General features: G+C 34.6%; 14 protein-coding genes. 6 read left to right on the top strand and 8 right to left on the bottom strand.

What is annotated here, in order from left to right; translation table 11 throughout:
- Positions 1-8 precede the first annotated feature (8 nt).
- Positions 9-914 (top strand): patatin-like phospholipase family protein, encoded by a 906-nt coding sequence (locus WFZ86_RS13095; RefSeq protein ID WP_342692339.1) that lies wholly within the window; start codon positions 9-11, stop codon positions 912-914.
- Here WFZ86_RS13095 and WFZ86_RS13090 read toward each other — a convergent pair.
- A complete protein-coding gene (locus tag WFZ86_RS13090) occupies positions 906-1427 on the bottom strand; it encodes a DUF7935 family protein (RefSeq protein WP_342692338.1) in 522 nt (173 codons plus the stop codon). The genes WFZ86_RS13095 and WFZ86_RS13090 overlap by 9 nt on opposite strands.
- A 741-nt stretch (positions 1428-2168) precedes the next feature.
- On the opposite strand from WFZ86_RS13090, the gene WFZ86_RS13085 reads away from it, so the two are divergent.
- Positions 2169-2936 carry a sulfite exporter TauE/SafE family protein gene (locus WFZ86_RS13085; protein WP_342692337.1) on the top strand — a complete coding sequence of 256 codons (768 nt, stop codon included), beginning with the start codon at positions 2169-2171 and terminating at the stop codon, positions 2934-2936.
- A 34-nt stretch (positions 2937-2970) separates the two neighbouring features.
- On the opposite strand, the gene WFZ86_RS13080 is transcribed toward WFZ86_RS13085, so the two are convergent.
- The gene (locus tag WFZ86_RS13080; RefSeq protein ID WP_342692336.1) at positions 2971-3435 is read right to left on the bottom strand and encodes a hypothetical protein; all 465 of its coding nucleotides are present in this window, start codon (positions 3433-3435) and stop codon (positions 2971-2973) included.
- Between the two features lie 401 nt (positions 3436-3836).
- On the opposite strand from WFZ86_RS13080, the gene WFZ86_RS13075 reads away from it, so the two are divergent.
- From WFZ86_RS13075 to WFZ86_RS13060, 4 genes are all read left to right on the top strand, one after another.
- Positions 3837-5762: an argonaute/piwi family protein gene (locus tag WFZ86_RS13075; RefSeq protein ID WP_342692335.1), complete on the top strand. Its 1926-nt coding sequence runs from the start codon at positions 3837-3839 to the stop codon at positions 5760-5762.
- On the top strand, positions 5759-6847 hold the full coding sequence (locus WFZ86_RS13070) for an SIR2 family protein (protein ID WP_342692334.1): 1089 nt from the start codon (positions 5759-5761) through the stop codon (positions 6845-6847). The genes WFZ86_RS13075 and WFZ86_RS13070 overlap by 4 nt, the downstream gene beginning before the upstream one ends.
- A gap of 148 nt (positions 6848-6995) precedes the next feature.
- Positions 6996-7382 carry a hypothetical protein gene (locus tag WFZ86_RS13065; RefSeq protein ID WP_342692333.1) on the top strand — a complete coding sequence of 129 codons (387 nt, stop codon included), beginning with the start codon at positions 6996-6998 and terminating at the stop codon, positions 7380-7382.
- A 47-nt stretch (positions 7383-7429) separates the two neighbouring features.
- Complete coding sequence (locus WFZ86_RS13060) at positions 7430-7609, top strand: hypothetical protein (RefSeq protein ID WP_342692332.1); 180 nt, start codon at positions 7430-7432, stop codon at positions 7607-7609.
- Positions 7610-7704: 95 nt separating this feature from the next.
- Here the strand turns inward: WFZ86_RS13060 and WFZ86_RS13055 are convergent, their stop codons facing one another.
- From WFZ86_RS13055 to WFZ86_RS13030, 6 genes are all read right to left on the bottom strand, one after another.
- Positions 7705-9552: a hypothetical protein gene (locus tag WFZ86_RS13055; RefSeq protein ID WP_342692331.1), complete on the bottom strand. Its 1848-nt coding sequence runs from the start codon at positions 9550-9552 to the stop codon at positions 7705-7707.
- Positions 9553-9578: 26 nt separating this feature from the next.
- Positions 9579-11237, bottom strand: coding sequence for a tyrosinase family protein (locus tag WFZ86_RS13050; protein WP_342692330.1), 1659 nt, complete (start codon positions 11235-11237; stop codon positions 9579-9581).
- A gap of 11 nt (positions 11238-11248) precedes the next feature.
- The gene (locus tag WFZ86_RS13045) at positions 11249-11746 is read right to left on the bottom strand and encodes a hypothetical protein (RefSeq protein WP_342692329.1); all 498 of its coding nucleotides are present in this window, start codon (positions 11744-11746) and stop codon (positions 11249-11251) included.
- Between the two features lie 25 nt (positions 11747-11771).
- Positions 11772-12206 carry a hypothetical protein gene (locus WFZ86_RS13040; RefSeq protein ID WP_342692328.1) on the bottom strand — a complete coding sequence of 145 codons (435 nt, stop codon included), beginning with the start codon at positions 12204-12206 and terminating at the stop codon, positions 11772-11774.
- 12 nt (positions 12207-12218) lie between these two features.
- Positions 12219-12929, bottom strand: coding sequence for a DJ-1/PfpI family protein (locus WFZ86_RS13035; RefSeq protein ID WP_342692327.1), 711 nt, complete (start codon positions 12927-12929; stop codon positions 12219-12221).
- Positions 12930-13147: 218 nt separating this feature from the next.
- Positions 13148-15280, bottom strand: a complete 2133-nt coding sequence (locus WFZ86_RS13030; protein WP_342692326.1) for a S9 family peptidase — start codon at positions 15278-15280, stop codon at positions 13148-13150.
- Between the last annotated feature and the right edge of the window lie 79 nt (positions 15281-15359).

Genomic DNA, 15359 nt, shown 5'->3' with positions numbered 1-15359 from the left:
AAGCCAATATGAGGGCACTAGTGATTTCTGGAGGTGGAAGTAAAGGGGCATTCGCAGGAGGAGTTGCCGAGTTTTTATTGAATATTAAAAAGCAGCACTACGATATGTACATTGGTACTTCAACGGGTAGTTTGCTGATTTCTCATTTGGCTGTTGGAAAAGTGGACAAAATCAAAGAGATTTATACTAATGTTGGAATGAGTGATATTTTTAATATCAATCCTTTTAAAATCAAAAAAGAAAGAGGTTTTACCTCCGTTTCAATCAATCACTTTAATGTTTTGCTTCAATTTCTTAAAAGAAGACGAACTTTTGGAGAAAGTAAAAACCTATTGCATTTTATTCAAAATAATTTAACTCGCGAAGAATTTCAGGCCCTTCAAGTTCGAGAGGCAGATGTGGTTATTACCGTGACGAATATTTCGACTAACACCTCAGAATACAAATCCATCCACGAATGTACTTATGAAGAATACTGTGAATGGATTTGGATTTCTTGTAATTATATTCCTTTTATGAGTTTGGTGAAGAAAAACGGTTGTGAGTATGGTGACGGTGGTTTTTCTAATTTGGTACCTATTAACGAAGCTATTGCAAGAGGAGCTACAGAAATTGATGTAATCATCTTGGAGTCTGAACATCAATGCAATCGAATTGGTATCGGGAGAAACCCTTTTTCGTTGTTGATAGATATATTTAGAGTGACACTCGACCAAATAGAACGCTATGACATTACTTTAGGTAAAATGATGGCTTCCATCAAAAATGTACAACTCAACTTGTATTATACACCTATACAACTTACCGACAATGCATTAGTATTTGATCGGACTGAAATGCAAAAATGGTGGAAAATAGGTTTTGATTATGCCAAAAGTAAAAATGAAAACTACAGTGAAATCATTTTACCATAAATCACTTACTTCTTGTTTGATAAATGCCAAAGCCGCGTTACTAGGCGATTGTTTTTCTAACAAATCATTCAATATTAACTCACGCATTTGATTGGCGTTTTCTACAGTTTCTTTTTGAGCCGCCATTCGAATCATTTGAATAGTAGCGTTTTTAGCCGTTAAAATGATACTCCAGCATTCATCGGACATATACACTTGTTGGGTTAAATTGTGTTCAAATTCTTGTTCGATATGCGCGATAACCAATTGTTCGTAATCCGTTTTTATGGTCGAAATAGGAGCAATGCGAATCAATAACTGATTCAAACTAATGCGCTCCAAAAACAAAGTCATACGCTCATACGCCTGCAAACGGATGGGTAAAGCTGTTTTTTGAGCTTCTCTATGCAATAAAAAACGACGGCGTCCAGCCTCGTCTTTCGTATGTAAATTAAAAAATTGATAGGCCACCACTCCAGTAATTAGCGAGGGTAAAGTGTAACTAGCTAGTTCAATAATTCTTGTTGCGTCCATAAGTATAATTGGGTTTGGGGCACAAAAATAAACTTTTTTGGATTAGAATTGTTTAGTTGCTTAGCTGAATTATTGGTTAATTGGTTAAACTTTGTAGTAAATTCAGCCACGGATTTTACGGATGCTACGGATTTTTACAGTTATAAATTTGGTTAAACTTTTCGCCCCTTGCGGTTAAATTTTTTCACCACAAAGAAACACAAAGAAGACACTAAGAAACACAAAGTTTTATAATTCTCTTAGAGACCTTTGCTGTTAATTTTTTTACCACTAAGAACACAAAGAAGGCACCAAGCAACCCAAAGTTTTATAATTCTCTTTGCGACCCTTGCGTAAATCCTTGCGTCCTTTGCGGTTAAATTTTTAACCACTAAGAACACAAAGAACGCACCAAGAAACACAAAATTTTATAATTCTCTTAGCGACCTTTGCGTAAACCTTTGCGCTCTTTGCGGTTAAATTTTTTACCACGAAGCAATACAAAGTTATATAGCTTTCTTTGCGACCCTTACGTAAACCTTTTGCGCTCTTTGCGGTTAAGTACTATACACAAATTCCATAGATAGCTACTTCTATGTCCTTATTTGTCTTATATGGTTCAAAAAAAGAGTTAAATGAAAAAACTGTTATTACTTATATGTTTATATCTAACGGTTAAAAATTAAATTTTCTTCATCAATTGATACTCAAAATCATTCGATACTCCTATTTTTGCCGCAACCAATACAAAACCACCGCTCAATGGACGTTACCATCTTACTTTTACTTTGTTTAGCCGCTTTTGCCGCGGGATTTATAGATGCTATAGTAGGAGGAGGTGGACTCATACAGACCCCCGTTGGACTTATTTTGTTGCCCAGTCTTCCGGTAGCAACGGTAATTGGAACCTTAAAAGTACCTGCCTTCAGTGGTACCTCTTTTGCAGCTTTTCAATACTTGAAAAAAGTGGATTTAAACTGGAAATTACTCGGAATTATGATGCTTTTGGCATTTCCGTCCGCGTTTTTGGGGTCGACTTTGCTGACGTATGTGAGCAATGATTTTATGAAACCGCTTTTGTTGGTTGTGCTGTCGTTTTTGGTAATCTATACCTATGCCAAGAAAAATTTTGGCCAACATATAGAAAAAAATATTTCTGCTCAACGCCAAGTAATCAACGCTGTTGCCATCAGTTTTGTAGTGGGTCTGTATGACGGATTTATTGGTCCAGGCACAGGAAGTTTTTTGGTTGTGGCGTTTATTGCCATTATGGGTTTCGATTTTTTGCACGCTTCTGCGAATGCGAAAATGGTCAACCTAGCGACCAATTTTGGTTCGATTTGCTTGTTTATACTCAAAGGCAAAATCATTTGGGCGATTGCGATTCCTATGGCGGCTAGCAATGCACTCGGTGGATGGTTGGGCGCCAAATTGGCCATCAACAAAGGCAATGGTTTTATCCGAATCTTTTTTCTGGTGGTAGTCATTGGCACGTTAGTCCGATTTGCCTATGACGTTTTTTATAAATAAAAAAAGGAGAAATTTATCTCCTTTTTTGTGCTAATTATTCTTTACAATCCGTTTCAGAGAATTTGTATTTTACGTTTTCATAATCGATAGGTTGACCTTTGACAAAATAGGTTTTCCCTAAATACGTTTCTATTTTGCCATTACCGAGGATGAGTTCCTTTCCTTTTTTGAGTAAGGCCAATGGGTTTTTAAAGGTTGTTTTATCAGTTACACCTTCAACATAACTGTAATCAACCAGTAAGGTGTCTCCACTAAACTTCCCAATGATTTCGCCATTTTTAACGGGAGCATCAAATTCTTTCATCACCAAATTGCCAGTGATGGTTCCATCTTTTAAGGTGCTAAGTTTTAACGAAACTGTGTCTTTTTCATAGACTGCTTGGTAACAGGTTACTTGTAAAGGTTTTTGCTCAATTGCTTTTGAATTGTCTCCCTCTTTTTTGCAGCTTGTTAATCCCAAACATGAAATAATCATGTAAATCCAAAAATTGTTTTTCATGTTTTCTATTTTTTGTTATTTAAATTTAGTCCTAAATTACAAAATAATATCAAGTTATTGATAGAACGCAATGGGTGATTTTTATTTCCATACAATATAGCCCTTAAGACAAACTCTTAAAGAGAACAACGCACTACACACTCAGAAGTTTGAATGGAGTAGCGTGTTTTTTTGGTTTTTTGTTAGTTACTATTTAGAATTTATTTCTTAGGTAAAATTCAGAAAAATTGTATGTTTTTTGAAGAGAAATGAATATATTTGAAAATAAGTAATACATAACAAGCCTTCGATTATCTAACTGCATAATGAACCTATATGCGAAAGTTTGTTTCGTATTTGTATTAGTTAGTGGTAATTTAACCGAAACAATTCAAAACAGAGAAACAACGAAACATAAAGATATGACTAACTCAAATATTTCACTTAACTTTTTAGAAATTGAACCAATGGAGTTTGAAGTCAAATTTCATTGGAAAAAATTAAGTGAAATTCCCGAAGATCAACACAAGACTTTTTATATCCGAAATATTAAACTTAAAGAAGAAGACGAAAAGTATGAGAAAGTGGCTATCGTTTTTGAACCGCAAGAAAGTTTTAAAGAAAAAATTTGTTCTCAAAATTTCAATTTAGATATTACAAAGCAATTTTTGTTTAAAGCAATTTTTCAAAAATGCAAAAACGACGACTTGTTTGAAACAAACAAAGACAAATACAACAGATTATATTTTATCCTCAATAAACACAAAGAAGGCACAGAAACTATTTGGCTTGAACCTTACTTTTTATCTAAAACTAATTCTTTTGGATTTTTGTTGGACTTTAAGTTCTTTGTAGACGAAGAATATAAAAAAAGTATAGCAAGTCCTGTAGATAGAAGAATTTTACAATTATCAGGCACACTTGATAATTATGGAAAGTCAAACAAAGAGTTTTATATCTTTAAACAAGAAAAAATAAAACAATTCTTAACTAAGTTTTATTCTTTGATTAATCAATTTGGGTTTAATTCAAGTTTTGCTATTTCAAACAAATTATTAGAATTGAACTCTTTTTTGTTAGATGCAAAAATCTATCAATTTGAAAATGAAAGAGAAAATAAATCACCCTATTTTGGACTTCAAGCATTTCCACCTCTTCAAAAACCTTTGAATGATACAAATTTCATTTTTGTATTTAAAGATAGCGATAGAAATATTGCTATTGATTTATTAAAAGGTTTAAAAGGCGAGAGTTTTCCTCAACAATTTGCAGGAATTGAAAAATTGTTTAGAATTAAATTTAACAACAACAATATTACGGGAAAAAAAGTAAATGAGATAAATGATGAAGTATTGAATGACTTGGTTAAGGAAATTAAGGAAAGTTCCATCAATTTACTTCCGATAATTTTGACCAATTCCAAAACAAGTGAGCTTGATGAAAAACTTTACTACAAAATAAAACATTGTTTCACCTCTAATAATATTGCTTGTCAAGTTGTTACAAAAGAACTTGTAAATAATTCATACACTCTTAAGTATTCATTAAGTAATATTGGACTTCAAATTTTCGCTAAATCTGGTGGGAAACCTTGGAAGATTAAACCAGCAATAAATGATTGTTTAATAATCGGCATTGGAAATAAGAACAAAGAAACTTTCATTGAAATTGACGAAAAGAAATGGATAAAGAAAATTGAAAAATATTTTACTTATTCAGTATTAACAGACAGTAGTGGAATATTTAAAGAAATACAAATTTTAAGTGAAGACGAACAAGAAGAAAATTATTATTCTAAATTAGTTCAAAAACTAAAATCAATTGTTGAGATAGCAATAACGGAAGGCAATAAAAATATTGTAGTTCATACGCCGCATAGAATTAGTAAAGAAAAAGTTTGGGATAAAGTATTTAAGAATATTCCAAATGATATTTTAATATCTATCATAATAATTAACGATAAGCATAAATACTTTGGTTTCGATTTAACTAAGAACTCATTAGTTCCATATGAAAGTAGCTGTGTTGCTATATCAGAGTTTGAATATTTAGTTTGGTTTGAAGGATTACAGTTTAATAATTCTGCATTTACAAAACCAATAGGAAGCCCTATTTACATAAATTTTTGGTATTCAAACAATATGGCTAATTTGAAAAATTTGAATTTCAGAAACAAACTTTTACAAGATTGCATTAATTTATCAGGTGCAAACTGGCGTGGATTTAAAGCAAAGCAATTGCCAGTTTCAATTTTTTACTGCCAAAAAATATCTGAATTTTTAACTAAATTTGAAGAGTACAATTATGACAATATTAGCATTGATAATTTAAAGCCTTGGTTTTTATGAGAAGTTTTAAGGAAGATGAAATACTGGTTTTGTTAGGTGCAGGTACAAGTTGCGATGCAGGTATAAAGAATTCTAACCAAATTATTACAGATATAGAAAACCAGTTAAAAACAAATGAAGATTGGAAAATATATGCCGAACTATATAATTATATTAAAAGTGTGTACTATCAAAAACAACTACATAAAGGATCTTCAGTATATGAAGTAAACTTCAATATTGAGAGCCTTGTAAGTTTATTAAATATCATAATTTCAATAAAAGACAAAAAATTAGATATTTACTCATTTGTTGGTAGTTGGGAAAAAGATTTGCAACCTTTTATTACTGAAGAAAAATCAAAACATTTAGCCACAAATTTTAGAGAACGTATTATTAAATCTTTGCGTGGTGATTGGCTTATGCCAAATAATTGGATTGAAAACTCCATATATTTTAAAAAGCTCATTGATTTTAAAAAAGAATATGATGGTAATTCATTAAAAATTTTCACTTTAAATTATGATAAATGTGTTGAGCAAAACTTAAAAGAAGAAAAAATTGAATGCGGATTTGATGAATTTGACAAATGGAATTCCAAACGCTATGACTATGAAAATACTCAAAGTGATTATTATCTTTATAAACTTCACGGTTCAATTGATTGGAAAAAGAAGAAAGAAGAACAACTTACTCAATTTAATGGCGAAATAAGTCCAGAAGATTTAGCAATAATATTTGGTATTAGCAATAAATTGCAATCCTACGACCCATACTTGTTTTATTTCTATGAATTTAGAATTCATTGTATTAAAGCAGAACTTGTGATTTGTTCAGGATATGGTTTTTTCGACGGTCATATTAACGATGTTATCAAACACGGTTTTGCTGAAAACAAAAATAAAAGGTTAGTTGTTAATGTCTTTGATGACGGAAAAAATGATAAAGAAATTCAAAAAGAAATTTCAGATAAACTTCTAATTGATGTTGGACAGATAAAGGTATTCAATAAAAGGGCAAAAGATTTTTATACAGAAGATTTGAAACTTGAAACATTGAGTAACTTATTCCCCGATAACGATGAGGATTTACCAGTTGGAATTTAGTATAGAAAAAAACTTCCACTAACAGCAAGATCAAAATGGCGAAATTTATTATAAATTCACGTTTATTTCCTCCAAGAAATTTTATCATAATAAAAAAATAATCGCTTACGAAGTTCGCCACTTCGTGAATCCCAGTAACGTTAAGGCAATGCTGAAAAATTGTGCTAAGTACCAACCAAAAAGTAATATTATGAGAAAAAAAGATTCAGAAAAAATCGTTAGTGATTTAATAGAAGTCATTACAGGAAAATTATTAGACAATTATAAGAATCAGAATGGACTAGTAATCGATTCTGTTGAGACCTTAAACATATTAGATTTTGAAATTGATAAGGAAAATGAAGATCGTGATAAAATAATCGTTACCAAAATCATTGCTTCTGCAAGAGTTTGGGTTAAGTTTACAGAAGGCTCTAGAAGTTCAGATAATATACATTTGCATAATAATAAGTCTGTTGAATTTGTCTATAATAAAGAAACAGACGAATTTGAAATGGTTGCAAGCGATGTTGTATTTTATATGGATTCTTTTTAATAGTTAAATCACAAAATATGATTTAATAAACAACCAAAAAATAATATATGAGAACAATCAGTTACATCGTAAGTTTACTGTTAGTAGGCGTTGCCTTTTTTTTATTGTCCGAATATCTAGATTCAGAAAGAATGGGAGTAATTGCTGGCGGCATTACCGCTATTGGTTTTATGTTGAACTTGACCAGTTATTTTAGTCTTAACGCTCAGAAAGAAGTAGGAAAGTAACTAGCTTTCGAAATTCTCCAACAATAACAAAACGCGCTACACACTCAGAAGTTTGAGTCGAGTAGCGCGTTTTTTTGGTTTAGTTTAGGTTTTGTTTATTTTTTTCCTTTGGTGTTTACGATAGGTAAAATGGTTTTCGTTTCTCCAAAAACGTGACTAAGGTCGCTAGGCGCTAAGCCATTATTGTTGTTGTGACAAGAAAAACAAGAAATAGAATTCGCCGAAGTCGATGCTGAGGAGGGCGATTGTACATATGTTTCCATCGTACTGTTAGACAATTGCGCCGTACCAATGGCATCTCCAAGCGGAGTTGGTGTAGGTATAGAATCGATCGGTGTTTGATTATTCACTTGTGGCGCATAAGGATAACTAGCACCATTGGGCGCATTGCCACCAAAAGTCCAAGTAGCACCAATCAAAAGATAATTTTTTCGAATGTCGTTACCTACCAATAAACTACGAATGTCGTTGTTGATAGAAATAACCTGACTATTGGCATCAGCAGGAGTTTTGTCTTCTGGATTAGGTACAGTGTTGGAAGCACTTCCCCAAGCCATGATTCTTCTAGCACCAGGACTATAAACTTCTGGGTTAGTAATTAAAATGGTATCACCACTTACGGTCATATTTTGGAAGTTTTGTTGTGCACCTTGGTCAGAAGCATTCGCATTAAACAACCATCCTGTTCCTTTATCAGCTGGTACTTCTTTGATTTGTCCTTTGGTGTCTTTATAAGAATACGCCTCGTTTGGTGTATTTTTTTGATGTTCAAAAGTAGCCCAAATCATTTCTGGATGTCCAGCGACACTACCTACAACGTGCATTCCTACCAAAGCCAACGTAGCGGTTCTTTCGCCGTTTACCACCCATTTATTTGGATTGGATTTGTTGTAGGTTGGAATGATTGCTTTGATGGTAACATAACTTTTGGCATTAGGCAGGTTGGTGGTTTCTACCCAAGAGGTTTTCAATTCCATTGCCAAGGCATCGGCATCTGGAGGATTGGGTAATCCTTTTGCTTTAGCGTAAGCCAAAATACTGTTGAGCTCTTTTTGTGTCGTTGGAAATTGAGAATTATTCAATTTTCCTTCGTTGACACCACTTAGGTAATACGCATATACATCGTTTACCATAGTAATGTAGTACACCAGTGATTTGTTTTCGGCCATTAATGCTCCATTGGAACCTGCTTGTCCTTGCTCGGTTTCGATTTGATTTCCTGAGGCGTCTAGGAAAATTTGTTTTTTTCCGAGTTTGAAGCTATGCACCACACGATTAGGATTGATTTTGCTTTTTATCACGGCTTTAGGCCCTTCAATAACTTTTCCTTTTGCATCTAAAAAATCAATGCCTCTTTTTTCGTTATTGACCAAACTTTTGATAGCTACCAATTCGTTTTTGGCATTTTTAAGAAAAGTTACTTCGTTGTCTTGACTAGTTTCCACTTCAAACATTCTTCCTTGCTTGTCCATAATTACTGGAAGTTTGTTCGGACCATTTTGACTAATGTGAGGGGTTACTCTCAATAACTCTCCAGGAGTATGTGGTACTAATTTTCGAATGCCGTGAGGATTTTGTTTGCTTACATCAAAAGGAGGTGAAACGTTGTAAAATACTGGAGATTCCATAACTGTTCCACTGTTTCCATAACCTCCTGAAGAAGGAGAGGTAATCCAAAGGAACATTTGGTGTGACCATTTGTAAAAATCGCAATTGTTTTGATGTGGAAAAGTTACGCTATTGGCGGGAGAAACTAATCCGTTTTCGGTGGCTTTACCACTGGCAAACCAACTATCAAAATCAGTTTTAGAAACGGTACATGTTTTTTCTACGTCCAATGGTAGGTAACTGGCTTCGATGTCGGCATCTTTTTTACATCCCAAAAGGATTAATCCAGTGGTTATAAAAAGTCCGACTGCTATTTTTGTTTTTGAAGTTTTCATTTGTAGCAAAATTTAGTTTTTTAGTTTTATCTAATGCTTGTTTTTAAAGTTTTATTTGGTACAGTTTCCATTGCCTCTTTTAGAGTTTTACCAGCATTAGATGGTTTGTGTCCAATAACTTCTGCAGTGAATTCTATTGTTTCATTTGAAACGATCTCAGGCGATAAATGGTTGAGACTAAAATGCGCTTTGACACCCAAATGCGTTTGGCAATTGGCACACCCTTGAATAGCATTTCTGCTCAATACTGATTTTACTCCAACCAAATGTTTTTCACCATTTACGGTAGCGTGTGCAGCAATAATAAAAGATCCACTAATGGCAGCTTTATTGGCACCAGAAACAATTAATGTTTTATTGCTATAGGTTTCAGAAACTTTCATGAACTGTACTTCATTTGTTGAGCTTTCAGGCCAGAACGGCTGATCCAAAGAACCAATGGAGTAGGTGTAGTTGAGTTGCTTTTCAATATTCACCACATGAGTGGAATTATAAGGATTTCCGTTAGCATCTGTGAATGGCATTAATGGGGAATCCATAGAAAGCCATACGTTCCCTGATACACCTGGTGTTGGCCCTTGACTATCTACAGAATTGGTTCCTGGATATTCTGGGATCACCTCTAAAGTGTCAAGATTTCCGGTTTTTTTCTGCCAAACCCAAAACATACGATCCACATTACAATGATGGAAAAAGAAAATAGGATCTAGCCCTGCTGTATCATTTTCGCCCATATCTCCATTTGCTCCAACAATTGGTGATGCATCAAAATTTTGACCAGGAACAGTCGTTATGTCTGCTCCACCAACAGCCAAATGAATGTCATTGTGTGGTTGCTCTAATGGTACTACAGAAACTGCACCAGTGGGTAGTAAATCATTATAAGCTTGACTTGAGGTGGTGTTAGAGAAAACAGTATAGTTTGGTGCGTTTAAGCAATCTTTATAGGCTTGATGAACACCAGCTGGAAAAGTTGTGGGTTGGGTATTGTTTACGCCATCTGGTGCAATAGGCACTACAGAAAGATTAAGCCAATTCACTACATTTTGATTCAATACCGCATTTCCTTCAGCCGATGTCGGCCATTGGGCATTATGAATGGCAGTTTGTTTTTGATCTTCAGGAGTACCCACCAAACCAGAGTAAGGATATCTTACAGTAGTGTAGCCTACCTCTTTGGTATATAATCCACCGCCATTGGCTTGATCTGAGGAAACATTATCTGTAATGGTTACTGGAAAAGTAAAGGAAACCAATGGATTAGGGATTACAGTTCCATCAGCATATTTAAAGGTGTCATCGGTCAAACAACTTGGGATTCCATGTTTTAAGGAATACTCATCTGTTTCGTCCCAGTACGGTAACATTACATTTTCGCAACCTGGAATACTTTGCAAGGCTTCTTCTAAACGTACCAAGTACATCCTGTGCCAAGTTGGGAACAATACATTACCATGATTGCACCATCCGCCCCACCATTGACTATTTCCGTAACCCGCTCCTCTAAAAGGTTCTCCGTGATAACCTCCGATTACAAAAAAGGAGTTAAGATCACTTGGATCTAAAGCTTTAATTCCAGCCCAAGCCGTCATTAAGTTTTCTAATTCTGTAGTGAAACCGTTCTCGTAATCTCTTTGGATTTCTAGAATCGATTTTCGTACTCGTATTTGATTTGTTGCTGACATTTTATTTGAGGTTAGTTTATTGATTTAAGTTTATTGTTTTGTCTAGAGAGTAAATAGCCAATTACTTGTACACCAAAGCTTAGCCATAATGAACTAGAGATTATAAAAATCATTCCTAGTACTGCAATCCATTTTTCGAGGGGAAAAAAAAGTTTTCCTATGAGTAGAAGAATCGCACCAGTAAGACTTAATTGAAAAGGGATGTATCCATTTTTATGAGATTTTCTATATAGAATAACCAGATAGATTCCCAAGAATACTAGTAATACCGGAAGTAACCAAGACATATAAGGCAACTGTGATAAACCTAGAAAGCCAAATAAGCTCATGTAGGCAGCCCAACATAGTGGACATTTTGGAAAGAAAGCAATAAGAACACTCAGAGCAACAGAGGATAAGGATTTGAATCTAAAGTTGGGTTTGTCTTGCTCAAGTATTTCTTTTTTTAACTCCTCTGTTTTTTTATGATGGCAACAGCAGTTATTCGTATTTGAAAATGTATCGTTCATAATCTCTTTTTTTAAGTTATAGTTGCTATTTGTTTTCAGGTTGCAATACAGCATAAAAAGAACAAACGACTCCTGCTGGGCTTGTACCTCCTTGGCCGTCTGGATGTGGAATGGCTCGCGTAACACTTCCTACCAAGGCTGGAATTTGGTTTACTCCGTTTGGAATTTGAGGTACTACATAACAGAGGTAGTCATAGACCCAAAGTGATCCACCAACGATTCCGCTTCCTTGAAACCAAAGACAAGCTGGATTGCCGTATTGAAAGGAACCTTTCAATTCAAGTTCCCAACCAGTATCGTATATTTTACCTGTTAAATTTCCGTCTTCGGTTGTGATTATTTGAAGGTTACCTCTTCCAAATTCAAGGGTATCAAAAGCCACAGATAAATCAGGATTGTTGAGTAGACTTCTGTAAGTCCATACTCCAGAGCCTAATGTGGGAGTGATTTTTTGTGTCATAATTCTATCGGGTTAGTTAATAATTTTCTCTATTTGAAGTGTTAAAGCCTCAGAAAAACCTTCGTCCTCTTTCCTCATTTTGTCAGTAATGTATTGAGGTGCATGATCTGGATCACCTGCATCTATTGGGGGATTGGGTTGGTATTGTATGAACAATTGTGTGGTTTGAGCAGCCTCAAGTCCTTTAAGAATTAGTACCATTTCTAAGGCAAGATCTAATGAAGAAGAAATACCACCACCAGTAAATATTTTACGTTCCATATCTATCGAAAAACGAGGATAGCTTGGAGGAATTTTTAATTGTAAGTAATCAGATAGTAATCCTAATGTTGGAATTTGTGACCAATAAGTGGTGGCCAAACAGTTTTTTAAGATTCCTGCCGCTGCAAGTATAAAAGCGCCAGTGCATACAGAACCATTCCAAATTGTGGTTTCGGCAATTTTTCTAATGTAGTTTAGATACGTTTCATTTTGCATGGTGCCAACTACGCCATCTGGTCCACCGCCAGGTACAAAAAGAATGTCTACTTTTGGAGCGTTAGAAAAAGTATAATTAGATACAACGCTAACTCCCTCGGTTGTAGTAATGGTTTCTTCTGTGGCCAACCAAATGGTTTTAAAACCATCACAAGAACTGAAAACTTGAGTTGCTCCAGCAAAATCGACAAGAGTGCATCCTTGATAGAGAGCAAATCCAACGATAATATCATTTGTAGTGTCCATATTTTTTTATTTGAATGAAAACCATAGTTTGTTTTCAATACTAAAAATACATCGACTTGCTGTAGCGATTTAATTAAATGGTATGAGAAGCAATATTAGTGTGACAAGAGTTATTTTTTTAGGTATAAACGCTTATTTAGTATTTGAGCTAAAAAAATAGTTTTAAAAATACATTTTTGTAAACAAAAGAAAGCAATGTTCTCACATTGCTTTTTTAGTTATTTAGGTTGAATCAAAAATTCTTTCGGAGGTTGTGCTTGCAGCAAATGGGTTACGAAATAATCCCATCGTTTGCGCATCATATAAAAAGTGTCTCCACCAAAACCATGACGTGCATTAGGGAAAAGGATGAAATCAAAATCTTTATTGGCTTTTTGTAAAGCTTGAATCACTAGATAAGTGTTGTAAGGAGGTACATTGTCATCCATTCCGCCATGCGCTAATAATAATTTTCCTTTTAGATTTGCAGCAAAATTAGCATTGGCTTGATCTTCATAGTTTGATTTCCCATTGGCATCTTTGGTCAAAAGCCCTATATATCGTTCTCCCCAATCGTCTTCATAATTTCGGTTTTCATGATTACCAGATTCGGAGATACCCACTTTGTAAAACTCTGGATATCGGAACAAGGCTGCAGCTGTAGCATAACCACCACCTGAATGCCCCCAAATCCCCACTTTGTCCAAATCCATAAATGGGTATTTAGTGGCTAATTGTTTAATTCCCGAAATTTGATCTTCTAAAGTGTTATCCGCCATATTGCCATAACAAGCATCGTGAAATGATTTAGAACGGTCTGGATTACAAGTTCCATCAATGATAACAACTACAAAACCTAATTCGGCTAAAGCCTGATGATCACTTCGTGCTGAGAAAAAATTACGACTGCCTACACCGCCACCTTGAGGTCCGGGATAAATATAATTAACTACAGGATATTTTTTAGTTGGATCCAAATGAGTAGGCGTAAAGAGTAATCCGTATAAATCCCATTTTCCATCTCTTGATTTTACTTTGATGGGTTCTGGTGCTTTCCAACCTGTTGCCTCTAGTTTTGAGATATCCGCTTTTTCAAGTGTTGCAATTAGTTTTCCATTTGTAGCTCTCAAAACCGAAACTGGTTCTACATTGGGTTGCGAATAAGTATCAACAAAATAGTCTCCATTGGGTGATAATGAGATGTTGTGGTTCCCATCTTCTGGAGTAAGTAATTGAAGATTTTTTCCGTTGAAATCAATTCGGTAAAAATGACTGAAATAAGGATCACGACCCGTTTCTCTTCCATTAGCTTCAAAATAAAGTACTCGATTTTTTTCGTCTACTTTTAAAAGTTGGGTTACTACAAAATTCCCTTTGGTAATTTGTGATTTTAATTTACCAGTTTTGGCATCATACAAATATAAATGTCCCCAATCGTCACGTTCACTGTACCAAATGATTTCATTGGAACTTTCTAAATAATGCCAATTTACTTTTCCTTGACCACTTTCGTATTGTGTGGCCACTTTTTCTTCAAAAATGTCCTTTACAGCTCCTGTTAGCGCATCGGAAATTCTGACTTTGGCTTCTTTATGATCTCGTGAAGTAGAAACAAAGGCTAATTTCGTTCCATCAGCATTCCATTCGTTATCATCAAAAGAACCAGAACACGAAATATCATCGCACAAGGTTCCTCTTCGCGGATCGGGAGCCATATTGAAACGAATAACTTTTGGCGTTTCGACTTCGATAATTACACGCTCAATTTGAATTATTTTTTCATCACCAGGTAGCGGATATTTCCAAGCTTCTAATTTAGGAGTTCCTACATTGGTTGAAACCAAATACATATCTTTTACGTGACGTTGATCTTGTTGAAAGGTCGCAATTTTTTTAGAATCGGGAGACCATAATAAAATGGCTTTATTACTGTGTTTCCATCCCGCATTATCGGTGGCATAGCCGTAATCTTTTACGCCATCGTAAGTCAGTTGGGTTTCTTTTTGTGAAGCCAAATCTTTGATCCATAGATTCCAGTCTTTGATAAAAGCGGCTTTTTTACCGTCTGGAGATTTTACTTCAAAAGGAGTAACTGTATAAGTTGGGGTAGTAACTGTATTGTTTTCAGGGAGCAACGATTTTAAATCTGACCCTGTTTTTCGAGTGCCATCAACTGTATGGATCACTACTATTTCTTTTCCTTTGGAAGTGGTGATGTTGTACCAAAAATCACCATTGGGCAACCAATTTGGGTTTACGTTACTATTGAAAACTAATTTGTTGGTATTGAATCCTAAATATTTTACCGCTTGTTCATAATCGGTTGAGGTAAGTGTTTTGTTGCTGTTTTGCGCTTGGACAGAAAGGACCATGAGTATTACAACAAGAAAATGAAAGCTTTTTTTAGTCATAGTTGTTAAATAATAATTGTTTTGGATAAATTTAAACAAT

Origin of the sequence: Flavobacterium polysaccharolyticum (genome assembly GCF_038739875.1) — a bacterium.
GTDB classification, from domain to species: Bacteria; Bacteroidota; Bacteroidia; order Flavobacteriales; family Flavobacteriaceae; genus Flavobacterium; species Flavobacterium polysaccharolyticum.
Note: the sequence above shows the minus strand (reverse complement) of the source record. Positions and strands in the feature narration are given on the sequence as shown.